We start from the raw sequence: 5,194 nt of genomic DNA, 5'->3' as shown, positions 1-5,194 counted from the left end.
TTTCGAGTCGCGCGTTGCGCGATTAGTTGATAAAGGGCAAGTAGGTTCACCTCGTCCCTGATCGCGCCCACGATTACAGGAGAGGTGAACCAACTTGCGCGTATTGAGAGTAGCTGGCCCATGCCAGCTTTCGCTGGGTCTGTTCGATTTGCCGGTGGCGGGTTGTCGGTGGCAGACCTTGCCAGAGGAAAGCCGCGGCCAGGTGTTAGCGCTGCTGGCCCGCATGATCGCCAAAGGAGCTTTGGTCGGCCCTGATAGCTGCGTCGCGGTGGAGGCCGGCGATGCGTGACACCGTTCAGCCGGGCGTGTCGGCGCCCGCGTTGTTGTTGACGACCGACAAGATCACCGCCTTGCATCGAGCTCGGGACGCGTATGTGTATGTGCGGCAGTCCACCCCGACGCAGATGGTTCAACACACCGAATCCCTTGCCCGCCAATATGAATTGCGGGAACGAGCCGTCGCGCTGGGATGGCCTGCCCACCAGGTGGTAGTGATCGACGTCGACTTGGGCCGCTCCGGGGCGCAGACCGACGGGCGGCTCGGGTTCAAGGAGCTGGTCGCCGACGTCGGGCTGGGCAAGGTCGGGATCGTGCTGGGCATCGAGGTGTCGCGGCTGGCCCGCAACAACGCCGACTGGTACCAGCTGCTGGATTTGTGTGCCATCACCGATACCCTGATCGCCGACGCCGACGGCGTCTATCACCCGGCCGACTTCAATGACCGACTCGTGCTCGGGCTCAAAGGCACGATGTCAGAGGCAGAGCTGCACCTGATCAAATCCCGCCTGACCGCGGGGTTGAAACACAAGGCAGCCAAAGGCGAACTGCGACAGGGTCTTCCGGTTGGCCTGGACTACGACGAGGACAACCGGGTGATACTCACCCCGGATGAGGCGGTGCGCGAGGCAATCATCGCGGTGTTCCGCCGCTTCGACGAACTCGGCTCGGCGCGGCAGGTGCTGATCCGGCTGCGCGAAGACGGAGTGCTGTTGCCGCGGCGGCGCAACGGCTCCCAGCGCATCACCTGGGCGCCGGCGACCTACCCGGCGGTGCATGACTTGTTGACCAACCCCGCCTACGCCGGGGCGTTTGTGTTCGGCCGCACCCGCACCGAAAAACGCGTCGGCCCGGGAACCGGGGCGGTGCACTCACGGGTGCGGCTGCTGCCGCGCGAGCAGTGGGAGGTACTCATCCCCGATCACCATCCCGGATACATCAGCTGGGAGACGTATGAGGCCAACGCTGCACGGCTGCGCGGCAACTGGCGCCGGCCCCGAGAACTGGCCGGCGGCGCGGTGCGTGAAGGCCGGGCCCTGTTGCAGGGTCTGCTGCGCTGCGGGCGCTGCGGGCGGATCATGCAAACCGGCTACTCGGGCACCACGGGCAACTGCCCACGCTACGTGTGCGGCCGCGCCAAACAGCTCTATGCCGGCGAGCATGTCTGCCAGAGCATCGGCGGCATCCGGCTAGAAAACACTGTCCTCGACGAGATGTTCAACGTGCTGGCCCCTGCGGCGCTGACCGCCACCGCCCAAGCCCTGGCCGAGGCCGAGGCCAACTATCGGCGCAATTTGGCGGTGTTCGAGCTGGCCGTTGAACGCGCCCGCTACGAGGCCGACCGTGCGCTGCGCCAGTTCGACAATGTCGAACCGGAAAACCGTTTGGTAGCGCGGACTTTAGAGAAGAACTTGGAAGCCAAACTGGCCGCGGTCCGCGCCGCCGAGAACGATCTAGCCGCCCAACGCGCCCGGCGCCCGGTCGCGTTGACCGACCAAGAACTGGCCTGGGTTACCACCGCCGGCGCCGACATCCGCGCGATCTTCGACGCACCCACCACCACAGTGCGCGAACGCAAACAACTTATCCGCGCCGTGATCGCCGAGGTCGGCCTTACCGTGCACCGCCAGCGGCGCGTCGCCGACCTGCGCATCATCTGGCAAGGCGGGGCCGTCACCGATGTCACGATGCCAATGAACAAGCTCGGTGGGCACCTGCGCATCACCGCCGAGGACACTATTGCCCTGGTACGACGACTCGCACAACACTACGACGACCGCACGATCGCGGCGATCCTGGCCAAACAGAAACGGCGCACCGCCACCGGGCTGCCCTTCACCCGGGCACGCGTGGCGATCTTGCGCGCCGGACACGACATCCCCGTCTGCCAGCCGCCCGCCCAGCCCGATGTCGGACCCGGCGACGATGATGCCGTCGTGGTCACCATCACCGAAGCCGAAAAGATCCTCGGGGTCAGCAAGGAAACCCTCTACCGATGGATCCGCGACGGCTTCATCATCGCCGAACAGATCACCCCCGGAGCGCCGTGGCGCATCCGCATCGATCAAGCCCTCCGCGACAGAATCCAACCCGAGGCACCCGAGGGCTGGCTCGGACTCGCCGAGGCCGCAAAAGTCCTCGGCGTCGCCCGACAAACCGTGTTGCACAAGGTCCAACGCGGCCAACTGCAGGCCGTCCACGTCAACCGCGGACGCCGAAAAGGCCTGCGTATCCAGGTCAAACCCGACCAAACTGGACTGTTCGACACAACCGATAGGAGAAATGCGCAATGTTAACCAGCCCCGGAGTCACCGATCAAACACAGGGGGTGGCCGGCTTTGACCCAGTCGCAGCTGGCGAGTTGGCCGATGAGGGCGGGGTTGATCGCGGGGTTGGCGTCAAAGGAGAAATCCTCCAACCGTTTCGGGCGGGGAAAGCCGGCGTCGCGGATACGGCGTTCGGCGCGGCGGTGGTCACGGTCGTCGCACTCGGCGATGACCAGTTCGGCCAGGTATCCCAGGTAGGTCTGGTGTTCGCGTTCGGCGGTGGCGGCGATCTCGGCGAAACGGTCGCGGATAGTGGGCAGGCGCAGCATGCGGCAGCCCTGGTCGATGGCGGCGGTGGCGGCCGGCTCGGTCAGGGTGTGGCGGGCGGTCATGAGCTTTCCTTTCCGAGCAGGGCGTCGTATTTGTCCATGCAGGGCAGCGGCCGGGTGTCGGTGGGCAGCTCGGCGCGGCGTGAGATCAGCTCGACCACTTGGGCGCCGTGCTCGCCGTCTGCGGCGGGGGTGGGCGCGGAGCGGTGTTCGCCGGCCTTGCGGGCTTCTAGGGCAACGACATCGGGGTTGGTCGAGCCCACTGCCAGTGCGGCGGTGATGCCGGCCAGCACATCGGCGTGAGCCAGGCGGCGGTGCAACAGCAGGACCTCGACTAGGGCGCGGGTCCCTGCGGCGTCCCCGTGGGCTTTACGGGCCGCGGCCCAGAACCGGTCGTGGTCGGCGGTGAAAACCTTGGCCGCCCGGGCCTGGGCCAGTGCGGTCGCCCCGGGCAGAGCGCCGGGCTTGCGCAGCAGAATCTCCAGATAATGATCCAGGTCAAGGACTTTGACGCCCTTGCCGATGGCCCGTTGGTGGCGGGCCACCACCTGGTTGCGGTCATAGGCGGTCACCGTCGAGGCCGACAGCTTCACCCGCAGCCGGTGCCCGATGAAGCGGGCGGGCACCGAGTACTGGTTGCAGCGCACCGTCACCTGGGCGTAGCGGTCCACCCGCGGAAGCAAAGTCAATGCGGTGTCGAACGACTCGGCTGGCAACGGGTGAAGCAGGGTGCGCTCCAGCGCCCAGTCCTGGGCCACGCTGGTCGAGCGGTTGCCGACCCGGCGGGCGTCATCGGCGTCGTCGGCGGCCTCCAGCAGGGCGTTGAGTTCGTCGATGGAGTCGACCACCGGCATCGGCACGCAGTGGTTGCGGCGAAACCGCCCGCCCTCGCCTTCAACCCCGCCCTTCTCGTGGCTGCCCTCACGGCCGGGCTGGCAGTACCAGGCCTCGAACCCGTAGTGGGAGCGAAACGCGATCCAGCGGTCGTTCTCCTCCCGGGACCGCCCGAAGAGGACCTGGGTGACCGCGCTGTTGAGGTTGTCGTAGCGGACCTTGTCGATCGGCACACCGCCGAAGCGGGCGAAGGCGTACTCGTGGCCCTCCAGGAACGCCTCCTGGCCAGCGGTGATCGAGGCCCGGTGCGCGGCCCGCGCCGAATAGGACAACCGCATCGTGAACAGCGTGGTCTTGGTCTTCACCCCGGCCAAAATCACCCACAGATCGTGGAAGTCGACCTCGGCCTCAGCGCCGGGTTCATGGGTCTGGGGCACATACCCCAACTCCAGCGGCCGGCCCGCCTCAGCCAGGATCTGCGGGCGGCGCTTGCGGACATGATCACGCACCGTCGAATACGACAACCCCTGTGCGCCATGCTCATCGACCAAGCGAGCCAAGACCCGCCGCGCAGTATGACGCTGCTTTTTCGGCGCATCCAGATCACTGCGCAACATGGCATCGATCGCCGCCTTGAACGGCTCCAACCGCGGCGCTATCCGCGTAGCGGTCTTGCGGGTCGGCGGCACCGCCGAGGCCAACGCCTGACGCACCGTGCGCCGATGCACCCCGTGCTTGTCGGCCAACCCCCGAATCGAGAGGCCCTCGACCCGGTGATCACGCCGAATCGCCTCGAACTGCTGCACCCGCGACACCCTTCGCACGCCTGACCTCCGTGACCGGCAATCCGGACCATCCGGACACCGACCACGCTGAGGTGGGGCCAAATCAAGCCGTCATAACCAACACGGCGTGTCACCGAAGTGGGGCCAAATCAGACCGCCACAACAACACCCCCCGCCATCCAGGCGGGGCCAAATCAAGCCGTCCTCCTGGGGCCAAATCAGACTGTCACGGCCACGGGAGGGCGATGCGACCCGGCGAGATAGTCTTGGCCACGGTGACGACCCTCGACGCGCCACCGGTCCAGGGGCGCTGACCTTTTATCGCCGCCGTAAAAGGGGGCACCTCGTCCGTGCTGACCGCCCTGACTTCCAGCGCATCACGCTTTCACCAGTCCTGTCATCGACAACCTGCGTCGCCGGTCGGCCCCAGGTCGCCGCCGCTCCGTAAAGGACCCAGCCCGCTACCATTCAGCAGGATGGCAAGTCTTGAAGCGGTACGACGTGCTGACCCTTGAACAGTGCGAAGTCTGGGCCAGGCGCATCGGTCTGCTCGGCGCCTTTGGGGAGAGTCTGATGGTGTTGCGCGGGGTCTCGCACGCGTGGCGCCGGCCCAAAGGGCGCATCGTCGGTCGGGCCTACGAACGCTTGTCGCTGCCAATGTATCTAGGGATGGCTTTGGAGACACTGGTCGGCCTCGGAGCGC

3 protein-coding genes and 1 pseudogene are annotated in these 5,194 nt (G+C 66.6%); 2 read left to right on the top strand and 2 right to left on the bottom strand.

The window, feature by feature from the left end; translation table 11 throughout:
• Nucleotides 1-281: 281 nt before the first annotated feature.
• The gene (locus VMD50_RS18855; protein WP_325429526.1) at nucleotides 282-2,573 is read left to right on the top strand and encodes a recombinase family protein; all 2,292 of its coding nucleotides are present in this window, start codon (nucleotides 282-284) and stop codon (nucleotides 2,571-2,573) included.
• On the opposite strand, the pseudogene VMD50_RS18850 reads toward VMD50_RS18855, so the two are convergent.
• A pseudogene (locus VMD50_RS18850) lies at nucleotides 2,573-2,935 on the bottom strand (ATP-binding protein); the annotation flags it as partial. The gene VMD50_RS18855 and the pseudogene VMD50_RS18850 sit on opposite strands and share 1 nt — an antisense overlap.
• Nucleotides 2,932-4,521 carry an IS21 family transposase gene (gene istA / locus VMD50_RS18845; protein WP_325429528.1) on the bottom strand — a complete coding sequence of 530 codons (1,590 nt, stop codon included), beginning with the start codon at nucleotides 4,519-4,521 and terminating at the stop codon, nucleotides 2,932-2,934. The pseudogene VMD50_RS18850 and the gene istA, both read right to left, overlap by 4 nt.
• A 456-nt stretch (nucleotides 4,522-4,977) precedes the next feature.
• On the opposite strand from istA, the gene VMD50_RS18840 reads away from it, so the two are divergent.
• Nucleotides 4,978-5,194 (top strand): hypothetical protein (locus VMD50_RS18840; RefSeq protein WP_325429524.1); only part of this gene is annotated, 217 nt, incomplete at its 3' end.

This window comes from Mycobacterium sp. (genome assembly GCF_035506235.1).
In the GTDB taxonomy this organism is placed as follows: Bacteria; Actinomycetota; Actinomycetes; order Mycobacteriales; family Mycobacteriaceae; genus Mycobacterium.
This window is presented reverse-complemented; position numbering and strand designations above follow the sequence as displayed.